Raw genomic sequence first — 12,719 nt, 5'->3', positions numbered from 1 at the left:
GGAAACCGCAATGGCCAGTTGGCTCCCCCTGATTGTTATCGTATTCGCCGTGGTGTTGGTCATTGGCCCTGTCATGTGGCTCAAGCCAAGCAGCCGCGATCGACGGCTGGCCAGTTTAAGGCAGGAGGCAGCGGCCTCCGGCTTCAAGGTGCAGATGCAAGCTTTGCCCGCATCTCAGGGGGACGGGAATGCCGCAGTTTATTTTGCCCCCTGGCGTAACCCCAGACGGCTTCAGACCGGATGGGGGCTGGAGCTCAAGCGGATGGAGCACGATATGCACTTTGACGGCGTCTGGGACTGGTACAAGGGGCGTGAGGCGCCTGAGGCCGCCAGTGCACCGCTCAAAGAGATGATTAGCCGGCTTCCGGCGGATGCCACAGCGATCATCTGTACCGATGGCGGCCTGGGCATACAGTGGAAAGAGCGCAGCGGTGATCCCGGGATGAAAGCGGTATCTGATGCCCTGCGAGACTTACGCCCAGTAATAGAAGAAGCGATTCGCGAGCCCCAGCGCAACGCTCCCGATGCCACCCGTTCGTCCGATTGAAAGGTCGACCTTGTTGAATTCCGTCACCTTCGTATGGGCGGATCTGGTCTACTGTATAGCGGGCGGGAACCTGGCGAAGTGGAAGTTGGCGCATTCGAAGCCCCATTTTCGGGGTGGCGGGGCGCGAATTTACTGGTGAACCTCTGGTCAAATAGGGGGTCGGAATTTGCAGATCGGGGCCCGATTGAGCAATAAAATTTTGGCGCTTGCTTGACCGCACCGGGGGCGGAGCATATATATTCGCGCAGCGTGCCGTGTGACAAGTTGTCACTAAACGGTGTGGAAGTAGTAAATTTTCTTTTAAAAATCAGAAGCTTATGGGTAAATCACTGGTCATTGTCGAGTCACCGGCAAAGGCGAAAACGATCAATAAATATCTCGGCAAGGACTTTGTCGTGAAGTCCAGCATCGGTCACATCCGGGATCTGCCTACTGGCGCTTCCAGCAAGCAGGCTGTGGATCCCAAAGAGCGTGCCCGTCGCGCTGCTGAGACCCGCAAGCTTTCCCCCGAGCAAAAAGAGATCTACAAGCGCAAGAAAAACCGCGAGCAATTGATCCGGCGCATGGGTATTGACCCGGATCATGGCTGGGAGGCCCATTACGAGGTGCTCCCGGGCAAAGAAAAAGTGGTGGATGAACTGCGCAAACTTGCGGCCAATGCCGATCATGTTTATCTCGCAACGGACTTGGACCGCGAGGGAGAGGCAATCGCCTGGCACTTGCGGGAATCCATTGGCGGTGATGAAAGCCGCTATCGTCGCGTGGTGTTCAACGAAATCACCAAGTCTGCGATCCAGCAGGCATTTGAGGCACCGGGCCCGCTCGATATCAACCGGGTAAATGCCCAGCAGGCGCGCCGCTTCCTGGACCGTATCGTGGGCTATATGGTCTCGCCGCTGTTGTGGGAGAAGGTTGCCCGCGGCCTTTCAGCCGGGCGTGTACAGTCGGTTGCCGTGCGTCTTGTAGTGGAGCGCGAGCGGGAAATCCGCGCGTTTATTCCGGAAGAGTACTGGACGCTGTTTGCCGATACGCAAACTGCAAAAACCGATGGTTTGCGCCTTGAAGTGAAAAAGCAGGGTGGGGAAGCATTCCGTCCCACCAACGAAGCGGACGCAATGGCGGCCGTGAAGGCTCTGCAAGCCAGTAACTTTGAAGTGGTGGCCCGTGAAGACAAGCCCACCAGCTCCAAGCCCAGTGCCCCATACATTACTTCTACGTTGCAGCAGGCCGCCAGTAACCGTCTTGGCTTCAGCGTAAAGAAAACCATGATGATGGCCCAGCGTCTGTATGAGGCGGGTTACATCACCTATATGCGTACCGACTCCACCAACCTGAGTGCTGAGGCCGTTTCTTCTGTCCGGGATTACATTGGCGAGAATTACGGCGATAAATATCTGCCGGCCGAGCCCAACCGCTACAGCAGTAAAGAGGGCGCACAGGAAGCGCACGAAGCGATTCGTCCTTCGGATGTGCGGGTCAAGCCCAACATGCTCAGCGGTATGGAGCGGGACGCTGAGCGGCTTTACACGCTCATCTGGCAGCAGTTTGTTGCCTGTCAGATGACGTCGGCACAATTTACCTCCACATCTGTGGTCGTTAATGCGGGCGATTTTGAACTGCGTACCCGCGGTCGCGTTATCCGTTTTGACGGTTTCCTCAAGGTGGCACCGCAGCAAAGTAAGAAAGATGAAGATCTGGTGCTGCCGGACATCAAGGTTGGCGAAAAGCTGACGCTGAGCAAGCTGGATCCAAAGCAGCACTTCACCAAGCCGCCCGCGCGTTTCAGTGAGGCGGCGCTGGTGAAAGAGCTTGAGAAGCGCGGTATCGGCCGTCCGTCCACATACGCCTCAATTATTTCCACGATCCAGGATCGGGGTTATGTCCGCCTGGAAAATCGCCGTTTCTACGCGGAGAAAATGGGCGATATCGTTACAGATCGTTTGAGTGAAAGCTTCAAGGATCTGATGGACTACGGCTTTACCGCGAATCTGGAAGAGTCGCTTGATGCCGTCGCTGAGGGCGATAAAGGCTGGAAGGACCTGCTCGACGAGTTCTACTCAGACTTCTCGACACGCCTGGAGGCCGCCCAGGCCAGTGAAGGCGGTATGCGCCGTAATGCGCCGACTGACACTGATATTGAGTGCAGCCAGTGTGGCCGCCATATGCAGATTCGTACCGGTTCCACCGGCGTGTTCCTCGGTTGCTCGGGTTACGCCCTGCCGCCAAAAGAGCGCTGCACGAACACCATGAATCTGGTGTCAGGTGAAGAAGCGATCGATGCAGATAAAGACGACGAAGCCGAAACCCGCCAGCTACGCGACAAGCGCCGCTGCGCAAAATGCGGCACCGCGATGGATAGTTACCTGCTGGACGAACATCGCAAGCTGCATATCTGTGGTAACAACCCGGACTGCAACGGTTTTGAAGTCGAGAAAGGCACCTTCAAAATTAAAGGGTATGACGGCCCGTTAATCGAGTGCGACAAGTGTGGCAGTGACATGCAGCTCAAGTCAGGCCGTTTTGGCAAGTACTTCGGTTGTACCAGCGAAACCTGCAAAAACACGCGGAAACTGCTCAAGAACGGCCAGCCGGCACCACCGAAAATGGATCCGGTACCTATGCCCGAGCTTGCCTGTGAAAAAGTGGATGACACCTACATCTTGCGCGATGGCGCGTCAGGTCTGTTCCTGGCAGCCAGTCAGTTCCCGAAAAACCGCGAGACACGTGCACCGCTGATCAAGGAATTGTTGCCGCACAAAGACGAAATTGATCCCAAGTACAGCTTCCTGTTTTCTGCTCCGGTAGAAGATGATGAAGGTCGGGATACGGTGGTGCGCTTTAGTCGCAAGACTCAGGAGCAATATGTGCAAACTGAGGAAGATGGCAAGGCGACTGGCTGGAAGGCGTTTTACGTCGACGGGAAATGGAATGTAGAAGTTCCAGCCAAGAAAAAGCCAGCGGCAAAGAAAAAGGCTGCAGCCAAGAAAGCACCGGCTAAAAAGGCCGCCGCGAAAAAAACTCCGGCGAAAAAGAGCCCCGCAGGCAGTAAGAGCTGATGAGCAATCCGTACACCGGTAGCGTGGCTTCCGCACTGCGGAAAAGTCAGTTATTGCTGGAATCGGCAGCGGAAGGGGCCGGTGCACAAGCGCCAGCCCTCGCGGAAACGGCTTTGCTGGAGGGGGCGTTATTGCACCTGTGGCGGGCCTACCGTGCGTTTCTGGCGGAGCAGGCGCATCAGCTCGGACTTGGCGGCGCAGAGCCGGAAAGTGCCCAGGCGTTGATGAAACTGGTTGAGGCCGGGCGCAAGGCCAGTGCGGAAGTCGGCGAGCTGGTGGGGTTGATGGAGAATCCTGACAGCTGGCTGCGAAGCATGGATTATGCGTGGAGAGGGCTCTGGCGCCTCTCCTCACAGGCTTCAGTGGCCCGCGGCGGCGTGCCGGCAGTTCAATCGCTGATTCCCGCGACAGAGCTGCGTGATCCGGCGGAAGATGTCCTCAGTGCGCGGAAAATAACCTTTTGGCACCGTTCCCTCACTGAGCTGGTGGATCGCCAGCGCGCCCAGGGGCAGGAGTGGTAGCGGAGGGTAATTACAGGCACCTGTGTTACACTGCGCGCAAATCCCGCTGTAACTGGAGAAATGAATGTCCTCTGAGACCTTTGAAATCATCGAGTTGTCCAATGGCGACGTGGCATTGCGCCGCGCTGGCCACAAGGAAGACCCGCTGGTGCGTATTCATTTCTCGGAGGAGAGCCTGCATTTCCTGCGTGAACACAAGGTCGCAATTGCCCGTGCGATGCTGGAAGCCGGGATCGAGGCGGTTCAGGATCTGAACGAACTGGAGCCGGAGCCCTTCGAGGAAGAGGATGTGGACCTGACGGAACACACCATTCACTGAGCACTTTGAGGTCTGCCGAGATCTCCCCGGCAGACAAACAAAAACAGGGCCCTTTGGGCCCTGTTTTTGTTTGTCTGATCGACAGCCTGATGAGGCTACGCGTGCCGCGGATCAGTCTGCATGCTGGCGGATAACGCCGACAGCCAACCCTTCAATCGCAAAATTCTTATCCCGCATATCGACCTGAATAACGTCAAAATCTTCGTTCTCCGGCAGCAGCTGCACCGTTGCCTGGTTGCCTCGGCGACGAAAACGTTTGACCGTCACCTCGTCATCGATTCTGGCCACAACGATCTGCCCGTTGCGGATGTTGTCCGTGCGCTGCACTGCGAGCAGGTCGCCATCCAGGATGCCGGCATCTTTCATGCTCATACCGTGTACCCGCAGCAGGTAGTCCGCTGGAGGGTGAAAAAACTCGGACGGAATTTCACAGTAATCTTCGATGTTCTCTTCCGCGAGAATGGGGTTGCCCGCGGCAACGCGCCCGACCACCGGCAGCCCTGAGTGATGATCCGGGATTCGAATACCCCGCGAAGCACCGGCAACCATTTCGATCGCGCCTTTTCTGGCAAGGGCTTTCAGGTGTTCTTCCGCTGCGTTTGGCGAGCGGAAACCCAGCTCCTGAGCGATTTCAGCCCGGGTAGGGGGGTAGCCTGTGTCATCCAGGTAGGATTTGATCAGATCCAGTACCTGGGCCTGGCGAGCGGTAAGATTTGTCATTGGCTTTCCTGTTGTCTGTATTTTTATACAGTTGCTGGGATTATATACAGATTTGGGGGTAGCGCAATATTTCCCGGTGAGCGCTGGCTGGACTGCTACACTTGAGGTGTCGCTGAAAACTTTTTACTGCCAGGTATCGCTGGAATTGCACGGAGGCACCGCGAAAAGAAAAAGGTATCCGGTAGATTACTCGCGCAGCGGCTCGGTCATTTACACCGCGTTATTTGAATAAGGAGAAGGCATATGCTGGATGCAAAAATGCCGGAAGCGTGGCGAGTGCTGCGTATTCAGTCGGAACTGGTTGATGGTATTGAACGCCTGATTACTCTGAAGGGTGCGGTAACTGTTTTTGGCGGTGCGCGTTTCCCGGAAGGCAGTCCCGAATATCAGCAGGCGGTTCGTCTCGGCGAACTTCTTGGAAGCGAAGGGATCCCGGTAATTACCGGTGGTGGTCCCGGGTTAATGGAGGCGTGTAATCGCGGCGCTTTTCCAGAGCCGGGTTCCTCTATCGGCCTCAACATCGAATTGCCATTTGAGCAGTACCCCAACGCCTATCTCGATATCAGTTTGCACTTTCGTTATTTCTTTGTTCGTAAGTTCATGTTCGTAAAGCATGCCGCGGGTTTTATTGCATTGCCTGGTGGCTACGGAACTCTGGATGAACTGTTCGAAGCGCTGACACTGGTGCAGACACAAAAAGTGCAGCGCTTTCCAATTATTTTGGTAGGCAAAAAGCACTGGTCAGGGCTAGTGAACTGGCTGATGGATACGGTGCTTGAGCGGCACTGCATTGATGCATCTGACCTGAATCTTTTTCGCCTTGTTGATACGGTGGATGAGGCGGCAGAAAACATCATCGAATATATAAAAGAGCGTAACGAAGTGGTCTGAAGCGTTTGCTGAAAAACGATCAGGTTGGAGTGGGGCGCTAGCTTGCCCCTTTTCCATTAACTCATTGGGTAAGACACACACTGGATCCCAAGTAAGCGGAATCCGCAACGTTTTACCCATAGTTTCCTGTCAAAAACTTTCGTCTGTTCCTGTGAAACTATCCCCTTCCAGCTGGTCAATGGTATTTTGCGCCGGTGACAGTACGGGGCTTCGGTAGCCGCCATCTTCGGCATCCTGCATTTCTTCTGCCAGGCTCCCGTAGCCGGCGTTGGCGTCTTCTGGAGGGGCAGCTCCGATCACGGGCAATTGCGGCCAACTATCGAATTCAATTTCTCCGACAGTGCCGTCGAGGTACTGGATTTCGATACTGTGGGCCTGGTAATCCACTGCGACGACCTCGAACAGGTCGCCGGTATCGAAATTCTCAAACCAGCTGCCGATTTCCGGGGCAATTCTGGCCATCTGCATGCCCTCCTGCTGCGAAATTTTTGATCTCTTGTATGCAATCTAGTGTTGATGTCGGGCGCCCGGTAGCGCAAATGCACCGCGCCTGTGCGTCTGGTTGAAGCTTTGGGAATCGAGCCCTGCCGTGTTGTGGGCTGCGTAAGAGGGGATTGTTCCATTTGCCGCCGACTGTGCTAGTCTCGTGGGTTAAACAAGCGTTTAAATTAGTGGTTTGAATTGGCATGAGTCAGCCGGATACAGTCGGTCGCATTCTGGACGCCGCGGAAGTGTTATTTGCCGAGCGCGGATTTACCGAGACCTCGTTACGCACGATTACCAGTACGGCCGGTGTGAACCTGGCCGCGGTGAACTATCACTTTGGTTCGAAAAAAGAACTGATTCAGGCGGTCTTCGAGCGCTTTCTTACGCCTTTTACTGAGCATCTGGATAGCGAACTCAGCCGGCGCGCGAGCCAGGACGATGATTTGCAGGTGGATGACCTGCTGCAGAGCCTGTATAGCGTGGCCCTGGCCGGTCTGGCCAAAGATGGCAGGGATCCCAAGCGCTTTATGCGGCTCCTGGGGCTCGCCTACACCCAGTCACAGGGGCATATGCGCCGATTCATCGTGTTGCGCTACGGCTCCACGTATCGCCGTTTTGCGGGACTGCTCAGGCAGGCGTTGCCCGGTATTGATCCCGTGACCTTCTACTGGCGCTTGTATTTCATGCTTGGTGCCACAATCTTTTCCCTGTCGAGCTTCGACGCCATCGAGGCTATCCTGAGAGAGGATTTTGGAGCCGAAAGCAGCCTCGAAGAAACTCTCGCCCGCTTGGCTCCCGCAGCGACCGCGTTATTGACCGGCCCAAAGTAGCTCGTTGTGTGCTGCCGTCACAAGAACGGTGGCCTTTTCCATATATCATCGCAGGGCGAGCTACGGGAGTAGCTTGCCTTTGTGTTATTTGCAGGAGATGTAAATATGTCGGCTCAGATCGGACCAGTGATGATTGATATCGACGGGGTGACGCTTACGGAAGAGGATCGCGACCTTTTGCGGCATCCGTTGGTTGGGGGGCTGATTTTTTTCGCGCGCAATTATCGGGATCGCGCCCAGCTTCAGGCGCTGGTGAATGAAATACGTGAGGTGCGTCCCGAGATTCTCCTGGCCGTGGACCAGGAAGGTGGACGTGTACAGCGATTCCGCGATGAATTTACCCGGCTTCCCTCCATGCAGGCCCTTGCTGCCCAGGCGGATGAGCAGCGCTTGAAGGATGTCGGCTGGCTGCTGGCGGCCGAGCTGCTCGCCGTGGGTGTGGATTTCAGCTTCGCGCCGGTGCTCGACGCCGATGACGATTTTTGCCGGATTGTTGGCGATCGCAGCTTTGCCTGCGATCCGCGAGAGCTGATGGCAAAGGCCCGTCCGTTTATCGCGGGCATGCACGAAGCCGGTATGGCGACCACGGGCAAGCATTTTCCCGGGCACGGACAGGTACTTGAAGACAGTCATGAAGAGCTGCCGGTGGATCACCGCAGCCTCGAAGAAGTGTTGGCCACCGATTGCCAGCCTTTTGCTGAAGGCATCGCTGCGGGCGAGCTTGAAGCCATCATGCCGGCCCATATCCGTTTTGCCCAGGTGGATGAACCTTCGGTTGGGTTCTCCCGTTACTGGTTGCAGGACATACTCCGTGGAAAGCTGGGATTCGATGGGGTTATTTTCAGTGATGACCTGACCATGGAAGGTGCTGGCGCCGCCGGAGGCTATGGCGAGCGTATCCAGGCGGCTATGGGAGCCGGCTGCGATATGGGGGTTGTGTGTAACAACCGCGAAGGGGCAAAGGCGGTACTGGCGGCACTGGAGCGGCAGGGATTTCAACCGGATCCTGAGTCCAGTCGTCGGCTGGAGCGGATGCGCGGCAGGCCCGCGATAAAATCCTGGGCGGAACTGGAACAGTCCTCCCGCTGGCAGGAAACCCGTAATTGGCTTGCTTCCTGGATGTGAAGCGCTGCCCGGGCGAGTTGCCCGGGATCTAGTGTTCGGGGCAGCGTTGATCGTGGTGTCTCCGAAGAGAAATAATTCAATAAGTTGTAGAAACGGAGTGTTGTGTGGAATCAGTAAAAGGGTTTTTGCGGACCCTGTTTGGGGATGACCGCTTCTGGATCGCTGAAGTGTTCCTGATTGTTTTTGTCACCGCGATAGCTGCCTGGCTGCTCGGCCTGTTTGTCAGCCGGCTCACGGTCAGGGCTGAGCGTACGGTCAATCCCTGGGATGATGCTCTGGTTGGCTCGATCAACCCCCCGGCGTCGATTTTGATCTGGCTGATGGGCTTGACTGCCGCGGCGGCGAGGGCCGGTTCGGCGACGCAGGCGGAGGTGTTTACCTGGCTTGGTGGGGAGCCCAGGGCCATTGCTTTCATCGTTGTGATTACTTGGTTCGCATTGCGCTTTGCCAAGGCCGTAGAAGTTAATCTGGCGGACCCGCGCTTTATGCGCAAACCCATCGATGCCACTACGGTGCGTGCGATCGGCAAGCTGGTGCGGGCTTCCATCATGATCACGGCCGGAATGGTGATCATGCAGAGCCTGGGTTACAGCGTCAGTGGCGTGTTGGCCATGGGCGGTATCGGTGGCCTCGCGATCGGTTTTGCGGCCAAAGACCTGCTCGCCAATTTCTTTGGCGGCCTGATGATTTACCTGGATCGTCCGTTCGCGGTGGGTGACTGGGTGCGCTCGCCTGACCAGGAAATTGAGGGCACGGTTGAAGATATTGGCTGGCGGCTCACGCGGATCAGAACGTTCGACAAGCGCCCCCTGTATATCCCGAATGCCGTGTTTACCCAGATTTCGGTAGAGAATCCATCCCGTATGCTGAATCGCCGTATTTACGAGACGATCGGTATTCGCTACGACGATGCAAAACTGATGGCGCCGATTGTGAAAGCGGTTAAAGAGATGCTGCTGCAGCATCCGGAAATAGATACCAACCAAACGATGATTGTGAACTTCAATTCATTCGCACCGTCATCGCTGGATTTCTTTATTTACACGTTTACCAAGACCACCGACTGGATCCGCTATCACGAAATCAAGCAGGATGTGCTGTTAAAGGTTTTACAGATTGTTGAGGATCACGGTGCTTCCTGTGCCTTCCCCACATCGACTTTGCATATTGCCGATATGCCCCCGGTGGCTTTGAATCGCCCGGAAGAAAGTAATTTGATGCGTTAATGTCAGTTAAGTCGCAAGGGTTCTTTCGGGGCGAAATGGCTATTTTTATGGAGTGGAACACATAAATTTGGTGATATGTTGCGCAGTGGGCGCGAGAATTAATATTAATTTCACGCTCAAACCTAGACACTGGCGCAGTTTTATCTAAGAATCAGTAAGGACTTGGCCCGCGGGTCAGGCACTTCGAGATAGCGGCAGATACTGCCGCTGAAATTGGGGTAGGCGCACCGTCCACAATAGAGACTGGCGCAATAACAATAATGAGGTTGGCTTAATGAGTGATCGCGTTACGGGTACCGTGAAGTGGTTCAATAATGCCCGGGGTTATGGTTTTATCACCTGTGCAGAAGGTTCCGAAGATATTTTTGTACACTATCGCAGCATTCGTGGAGATGGGTATAAAACCTTGAACGAAGGTCAGGCGGTAGAATTCGAAATGCAGAAAGGCGACAAAGGTCTTCTGGCTGAAGACGTCGTTCCTTGCGAATAGAGCTACATTAGGCCAGCTCGCTGTAACACAGAATGTGTTATAGCGGGTCCCTCAAAGCTGTATTGGCTTGCCCCTGTATTGCGTCATTTTGACGAGTATGGGAGGCGGGCTGTTGGGTGGTTTGCTTATAGTGCTCCGGGGGCACTGTATGGCTGTTTCCTATAGCCATAGATGAAGCTTCCGGATCACAGGTTTAAATTCCCAATAATTATCCAGCACAAAAAAGCCCGGGTAGTAACGATTGATGTCGTTGCTACCCGGGCTTTTTTTATGGCTTGATTTGCGGTTTAGCCTGCGCCGACCACGCGCAGTAATTGTCCGCAGAACCACGCTGCGTAAGTGCCCAGCGCGTACCCCATTACTGCCAGCAGTACGCCTACTGGAGCAAGGGAGGGGTGGAATGCCGCTGCGACTACCGGAGCAGACGCGGCACCGCCGACGTTGGCCTGGCTGCCCACCGCCATAAAGAAGGTGGGTGCCTTGATGAGTTTTGCTACCAGCAGCATCAGGCCCGCATGAATTGCCATCCAGATAACACCGAGCACAAACAGTTCAGGGCTGTCTTTCAGTGCGGTGATATCCATGTGGGTGCCGATAGTGGCAACCAGGAAATAGATAAACACGGATCCGACCTTGGATGCGCCGGCACCCTCCAGCTTTTTGGCTGGGGAGAAAGCCATGGCTATACCCAGAGTGGTCGCGATGACGATTAGCCAGAAGAACTGGCTGGTAAAACTGAAGCGGGAAAGGTGCGGTGCGTTGTTCTGGAACCAGGGTGCAAGGAAATCCGCGAAGGCGTGGGCGATGGCGGTTATGCCGAAGCCGACCGCTGCGATCAGCATCAGGTCCTGCAGGCTAGGGATACGCGCGTGTTTACGCTGCATTGTCTCTACGCGTTCCCGCAGTGTATTGATTGCTGATGTATCTGCACCGCGACGTGCGTCCAGTTGCTTGGCGTTGCCGGCCATGAAGAGCAGCACCGCCATCCAGATATTCGCAACGATCACGTCCACGGCTACCATGGCTGAAAACACCTGACCGCCCACGCCGAAGATTTCCTTCATTGCCGCCTGGTTGGCGCCGCCGCCGATCCAGCTGCCAGCGACCGTCGTCATCCCGCGCCATACAGCATCCGGGCCGTTGCCGTTCAGTATGTCGGCATCGAAAGCGGACATGATCAGCAGCGCGATCGGTCCGCCGATCACAATGCCGAGTGTACCGGTGAGAAACAGGATCAGTGCTTTCGGGCCGAGGTTGACGATGCCTTTGAGGTCAATGCTGAGCGTCAGCAGGACAAGGCTTGCCGGAAGCAGATAGCGCGAGGCAACGAAATACAGGTTGGAGTTGTGCGCATCAATAATGTGGAAGGTTGTCAGCAGCGAGGGCAGGAAGTAGCACAGGAGCAGGGCGGGGACAAAGCGGTAAAAACGCTTCCAGAAGCGGTGCTCGCTGCTCGCCGTGTAAAAAACCAGGCCGAGGATGGCGGCTAACATACCGAGAATAATGGCGTCGTTGGTGATCATAGGTTTCAAATATTTGAAGCGAATTGATGGAGTTATTATTGGGAAATATTTTCTTGGTTAGCTGAAACGCAAGGCGGCCCATATCGGGCCGCCTTTTTAATAAGTATCAATTATTGCCCGGATAGGTCCAGGCTTTCTTCCGTATCTTCGCCGGGCTGAGCGTTCACAGTGCGCACTTCGATCAGTACGCCCAGCTTGGGGTGGTCGATATAGTGCAGCTCTCCGCTACGCAGGCGGCGTTCCTCCTGCAGTACTGCGACCCGGCTGGCAAAAAATGGGGCGGGTCCCAGTGATTCGCCCTCGCCATAAAAGGTGGCGGTGTCCGCGCTGGTGCTATATCCGCTGTTGGCAGAAGAGAGGGTCATGGGCTCTTCGCTTTCCTGTGGGCGCAGCGGGGTTTTCGGCTGCCGTGGAACCTGGATGCCCGGGGTGCTGGTCTGGGCAAGTGAAGCGCTTGCGGGTGCGTCGAGCTCACTCAGCCACAGGTCGGTGCTCAGGTGCAGGTAGCGGGATACGCTGACGGTGATACTGCCTTCCAGCGCATGGTGGTCCTGAAGGGGCTGGCCACCTGTGATCAGCACCTGTGGCGCGTAGCGTCCTTCCTGTAACACCTGTCGCCAGGTTTTGTGGAAGAGAACCTGGTAGCCCGAGCTGCGTCGCAGTGCGTCCGCCTTGTTGCCCAGCTGGTTGGCGGCGGGCAGGAGGGCAGGAAGCGTGGGGTCGCTGGAAGATGGGGTATCGAAGTCTACCCAGCGGTCTGCATACTCCAGGCGTGGCGCCGCTGGCCAGCTTTCCCGGGACTGCTTCATGCCGTCTTCACGGCTGAAAACCACCAGCTCGATTTCGAACTGGGTGCCTGCATAGCTGGCAGCCTCGGCGCCGCTCGCGCAGAGTGCGAGAAGCAGGGCGCTGCCAAGGTGTCTGAAGCGACGTTTAATATTGGTCATCTTGATACCGCTATTGTCGTTATGGGCCGCGTTGCGCT

At 55.9% G+C, this 12,719-nt stretch carries 13 protein-coding genes; 9 read left to right on the top strand and 4 right to left on the bottom strand.

Annotated elements, in window-relative coordinates:
* Nucleotides 1-10: 10 nt before the first annotated feature.
* From LC093_RS03145 to LC093_RS03130, 4 genes are all read left to right on the top strand, one after another.
* Nucleotides 11-547 (top strand): hypothetical protein, encoded by a 537-nt coding sequence (locus LC093_RS03145; protein ID WP_226661927.1) that lies wholly within the window; start codon nucleotides 11-13, stop codon nucleotides 545-547.
* Between the two features lie 317 nt (nucleotides 548-864).
* Entirely contained in the window at nucleotides 865-3,603 is a 2,739-nt protein-coding gene (topA, locus tag LC093_RS03140) for a type I DNA topoisomerase (protein ID WP_226661924.1), read from the top strand.
* The gene (locus LC093_RS03135; RefSeq protein WP_226661922.1) at nucleotides 3,603-4,124 is read left to right on the top strand and encodes a DUF6586 family protein; all 522 of its coding nucleotides are present in this window, start codon (nucleotides 3,603-3,605) and stop codon (nucleotides 4,122-4,124) included. The genes topA and LC093_RS03135 overlap by 1 nt, the downstream gene beginning before the upstream one ends.
* Nucleotides 4,125-4,188: 64 nt before the next feature.
* Nucleotides 4,189-4,443, top strand: coding sequence for a hypothetical protein (locus LC093_RS03130; RefSeq protein WP_226661919.1), 255 nt, complete (start codon nucleotides 4,189-4,191; stop codon nucleotides 4,441-4,443).
* A gap of 111 nt (nucleotides 4,444-4,554) precedes the next feature.
* Here LC093_RS03130 and lexA read toward each other — a convergent pair whose 3' ends face one another.
* Nucleotides 4,555-5,163 (bottom strand): transcriptional repressor LexA, encoded by a 609-nt coding sequence (lexA, locus tag LC093_RS03125; RefSeq protein WP_226661917.1) that lies wholly within the window; start codon nucleotides 5,161-5,163, stop codon nucleotides 4,555-4,557.
* 243 nt (nucleotides 5,164-5,406) lie between these two features.
* Between lexA and LC093_RS03120 the strand changes: the two genes are divergently transcribed.
* Nucleotides 5,407-6,054, top strand: coding sequence for a TIGR00730 family Rossman fold protein (locus tag LC093_RS03120; RefSeq protein WP_226661914.1), 648 nt, complete (start codon nucleotides 5,407-5,409; stop codon nucleotides 6,052-6,054).
* 129 nt (nucleotides 6,055-6,183) lie between these two features.
* Here LC093_RS03120 and LC093_RS03115 read toward each other — a convergent pair whose 3' ends face one another.
* On the bottom strand, nucleotides 6,184-6,516 hold the full coding sequence (locus LC093_RS03115) for a DUF6763 family protein (protein WP_226661912.1): 333 nt from the start codon (nucleotides 6,514-6,516) through the stop codon (nucleotides 6,184-6,186).
* Nucleotides 6,517-6,740: 224 nt separating this feature from the next.
* On the opposite strand from LC093_RS03115, the gene LC093_RS03110 reads away from it, so the two are divergent.
* From LC093_RS03110 to LC093_RS03095, 4 genes are all read left to right on the top strand, one after another.
* Nucleotides 6,741-7,370, top strand: coding sequence for a TetR/AcrR family transcriptional regulator (locus LC093_RS03110; protein WP_226661908.1), 630 nt, complete (start codon nucleotides 6,741-6,743; stop codon nucleotides 7,368-7,370).
* A 105-nt stretch (nucleotides 7,371-7,475) separates the two neighbouring features.
* Nucleotides 7,476-8,495 (top strand): beta-N-acetylhexosaminidase, encoded by a 1,020-nt coding sequence (nagZ, locus tag LC093_RS03105; RefSeq protein ID WP_226661905.1) that lies wholly within the window; start codon nucleotides 7,476-7,478, stop codon nucleotides 8,493-8,495.
* Between the two features lie 104 nt (nucleotides 8,496-8,599).
* On the top strand, nucleotides 8,600-9,721 hold the full coding sequence (locus tag LC093_RS03100) for a mechanosensitive ion channel family protein (RefSeq protein WP_226661902.1): 1,122 nt from the start codon (nucleotides 8,600-8,602) through the stop codon (nucleotides 9,719-9,721).
* A 274-nt stretch (nucleotides 9,722-9,995) separates the two neighbouring features.
* Nucleotides 9,996-10,211 carry a cold-shock protein gene (locus LC093_RS03095; RefSeq protein WP_226661900.1) on the top strand — a complete coding sequence of 72 codons (216 nt, stop codon included), beginning with the start codon at nucleotides 9,996-9,998 and terminating at the stop codon, nucleotides 10,209-10,211.
* A gap of 287 nt (nucleotides 10,212-10,498) precedes the next feature.
* Here the strand turns inward: LC093_RS03095 and LC093_RS03090 are convergent, their stop codons facing one another.
* Both LC093_RS03090 and LC093_RS03085 read right to left on the bottom strand, forming a co-directional pair.
* Nucleotides 10,499-11,734: a DUF819 domain-containing protein gene (locus LC093_RS03090; RefSeq protein ID WP_226661898.1), complete on the bottom strand. Its 1,236-nt coding sequence runs from the start codon at nucleotides 11,732-11,734 to the stop codon at nucleotides 10,499-10,501.
* A gap of 110 nt (nucleotides 11,735-11,844) precedes the next feature.
* Entirely contained in the window at nucleotides 11,845-12,681 is an 837-nt protein-coding gene (locus LC093_RS03085) for a CsiV family protein (protein ID WP_226661896.1), read from the bottom strand.
* Nucleotides 12,682-12,719 lie beyond the last annotated feature (38 nt).

It is taken from the genome of Microbulbifer aggregans (genome assembly GCF_020524005.1).
Classification (GTDB): domain Bacteria; phylum Pseudomonadota; class Gammaproteobacteria; order Pseudomonadales; family Cellvibrionaceae; genus Microbulbifer; species Microbulbifer aggregans_A.
The sequence above is the reverse complement of the archived record's forward strand: the minus strand, read 5'-3'. Positions and strand labels throughout refer to the sequence as shown.

Coding starts and splice junctions, on each gene's coding strand:
- LC093_RS03145 (WP_226661927.1), top strand. CDS start 11: ATGGCCAGTTGGCTCCCCCTGATTGTTATCGTATTCGCCGTGGTGTTG.
- topA (WP_226661924.1), top strand. CDS start 865: ATGGGTAAATCACTGGTCATTGTCGAGTCACCGGCAAAGGCGAAAACG.
- LC093_RS03135 (WP_226661922.1), top strand. CDS start 3,603: ATGAGCAATCCGTACACCGGTAGCGTGGCTTCCGCACTGCGGAAAAGT.
- LC093_RS03130 (WP_226661919.1), top strand. CDS start 4,189: ATGTCCTCTGAGACCTTTGAAATCATCGAGTTGTCCAATGGCGACGTG.
- lexA (WP_226661917.1), bottom strand. CDS start 5,163: ATGACAAATCTTACCGCTCGCCAGGCCCAGGTACTGGATCTGATCAAA.
- LC093_RS03120 (WP_226661914.1), top strand. CDS start 5,407: ATGCTGGATGCAAAAATGCCGGAAGCGTGGCGAGTGCTGCGTATTCAG.
- LC093_RS03115 (WP_226661912.1), bottom strand. CDS start 6,516: ATGGCCAGAATTGCCCCGGAAATCGGCAGCTGGTTTGAGAATTTCGAT.
- LC093_RS03110 (WP_226661908.1), top strand. CDS start 6,741: ATGAGTCAGCCGGATACAGTCGGTCGCATTCTGGACGCCGCGGAAGTG.
- nagZ (WP_226661905.1), top strand. CDS start 7,476: ATGTCGGCTCAGATCGGACCAGTGATGATTGATATCGACGGGGTGACG.
- LC093_RS03095 (WP_226661900.1), top strand. CDS start 9,996: ATGAGTGATCGCGTTACGGGTACCGTGAAGTGGTTCAATAATGCCCGG.
- LC093_RS03090 (WP_226661898.1), bottom strand. CDS start 11,734: ATGATCACCAACGACGCCATTATTCTCGGTATGTTAGCCGCCATCCTC.
- LC093_RS03085 (WP_226661896.1), bottom strand. CDS start 12,681: ATGACCAATATTAAACGTCGCTTCAGACACCTTGGCAGCGCCCTGCTT.